This is a genomic window from Sporomusa sp., assembly GCF_057736855.1.
Window position 1 is genome coordinate 1 of record NZ_JBYKYF010000436.1, and the last position, 1952, is coordinate 1952.

The window sequence follows — 1952 nt, forward strand, 5'->3', positions numbered from 1 at the left end:
TAAGCAATTATATGTGATTCATGATGATATCCGGGAAGAAAGTGTTTTTTTGCACTGAAGTCCCGGATTTTTTATGATATAGTTATTTGTTCATCTTAAAAGACTTGGTACAGGACAAGTCTTTTTATATTTGTTGGATAATAGTATAGGTTTTGGATTAAATATGGTAAAATAGTAACAGTGTTTTAAGGAGGTCATCATGAGACAACAACGATATATCTTTTGCCCTAAGTGTGGCGGCCAATTGCATTACCGCCAAGTTAAAGAACGGCAGCGTTTGATATGCAATGATTGCGCTTTTACGATGTATGAAAATCCAATTGTTGGGGTAGCTGCTATTGTACGTCAAAATGATGCGGTTTTACTGGGTCGGCGGGCAGCTTCTGCCAGCTATCCAGGATTATGGTGTATACCATGTGGCTATGTTGAATATGATGAAGATATCCGTGATGCTGTGAGAAGGGAGTTTAGGGAAGAGACAGGTTTAGAGATTGAACCAGGAAAGGTATATGCCGTTTTATCTAATTTTCATAATCCGGCTGCTCATACAGTGGGTGTATGGTTTGAGGCTAAGGTCGTCGGTGGCGTGCTATGTCCGGGTGATGATTTAGATCAGGTGGCTTATTTCCCCTTAGATTCAGTGCCAGATATGGCTTTTCCCACCGATGTTGAGGTTTTGCACATGTTGCAGGCGGATATGAAAATGAAACATGAGGTGAAATCACATGAGTGAAAATATGATTGCAGTAATTATAGGTATTGTTGAAGGCCTAACTGAGTTTTTGCCTATTTCTTCTACCGGGCACATGATTCTGGTTGGTTCCTTGTTGGGGTTTGAAGGCGAAAAGGCAAGTGTTTTTCAAGTATTTATTCAATTGGGCGCAATTTTATCGGTCTTCATTTTGTATCGGGATAAATTTTTGGCTATGATAAAACCTAAGAAAATAAATATTTATGGGTATGGATTGAGCGCTTTGCATGTTGTGGTTGGAATTGTGCCGGTAATGGGAATCGGTTATTTATTGCACAGCCCGATAAAAAACTATCTATTTTCCCCTTTTACCGTAATTATCGGCCTGGTTGCCGGGGCTGTCCTAATGCTTGTGGCTGAAAAAACAGCTAAACGCCCGGTGACCTGCGATGTGGATAGAATGACTTTAAAGCAGGCCTTTTGGGTCGGCTTATTTCAAGTGTTGTCGTTATGGCCAGGATTTTCACGCTCAGGTTCAACCATAGCAGGTGGCTTATTTTTGGGAATGAGTCGCAAAGCGGCTGCTGAATTTTCATTTATAATAGCCGTACCATTAATGCTAGTGGCGTGCTTGTATGATTTATTGAAGATATGGGACAAACTAAATCCTAGTGATATTACCATGTTTGCGATTGGTTTTGCTGTTGCGTTTATTACTGCATATGTATCTATTGTTTGGTTTTTGCGGTTCCTGAACAATTCGACACTGGCTTCTTTTGCCTATTATCGTTTTGTCATCGCAGGGATATCTTATTATTATTTTTTCTTGCGTTAGCTTGAGTGGATAGGAAAAAATATCTGGATGAAAAGCTGTTGACATAGGTCGAGAGTTATTATATAATAAGTTCTGTCACTGAGTAAGGGACATAAAAATGATGCTGGCGTAGCTCAATAGGTAGAGCAGCTGACTTGTAATCAGCAGGTTGTGGGTTCGATTCCTATCGCCAGCTCCATTTTAAGAAGCGAACCATATTGTTGCGAGCTACGAAGCGGTAATATGAGTGAGTCGCTAAGTTCCAAGTGTAGCGCGGAACATCCTATTATTCAGTAACTTGGAGGGATTCCCGAGTGGCTAAAGGGAGCAGACTGTAAATCTGCCGTCGTATGACTTCGGTGGTTCGAATCCACCTCCCTCCACCAACATAACATCGCGGGGTGGAGCAGTTGGTAGCTCGTCGGGCTCATAACCCGAAGGTCACAG

General features: G+C 41.5%; 2 protein-coding genes and 2 tRNA genes. All 4 read left to right on the forward strand.

The window, feature by feature from the left end:
* Positions 1-199: 199 nt before the first annotated feature.
* The 4 genes from AC29Z1_RS17315 (at position 200) to AC29Z1_RS17330 (ending at position 1891) form a co-directional block, all read left to right on the forward strand.
* A complete protein-coding gene (locus AC29Z1_RS17315; protein WP_488272692.1) occupies positions 200-733 on the forward strand; it encodes an NUDIX domain-containing protein in 534 nt (177 codons plus the stop codon).
* Positions 726-1526, forward strand: a complete 801-nt coding sequence (locus AC29Z1_RS17320) for an undecaprenyl-diphosphate phosphatase (RefSeq protein ID WP_488272693.1) — start codon at positions 726-728, stop codon at positions 1524-1526. The genes AC29Z1_RS17315 and AC29Z1_RS17320 overlap by 8 nt, the downstream gene beginning before the upstream one ends.
* Before the next feature lie 102 nt (positions 1527-1628).
* Positions 1629-1704 (forward strand) — tRNA-Thr (locus AC29Z1_RS17325).
* Between the two features lie 101 nt (positions 1705-1805).
* Positions 1806-1891 (forward strand) — tRNA-Tyr (locus tag AC29Z1_RS17330).
* Positions 1892-1952 lie beyond the last annotated feature (61 nt).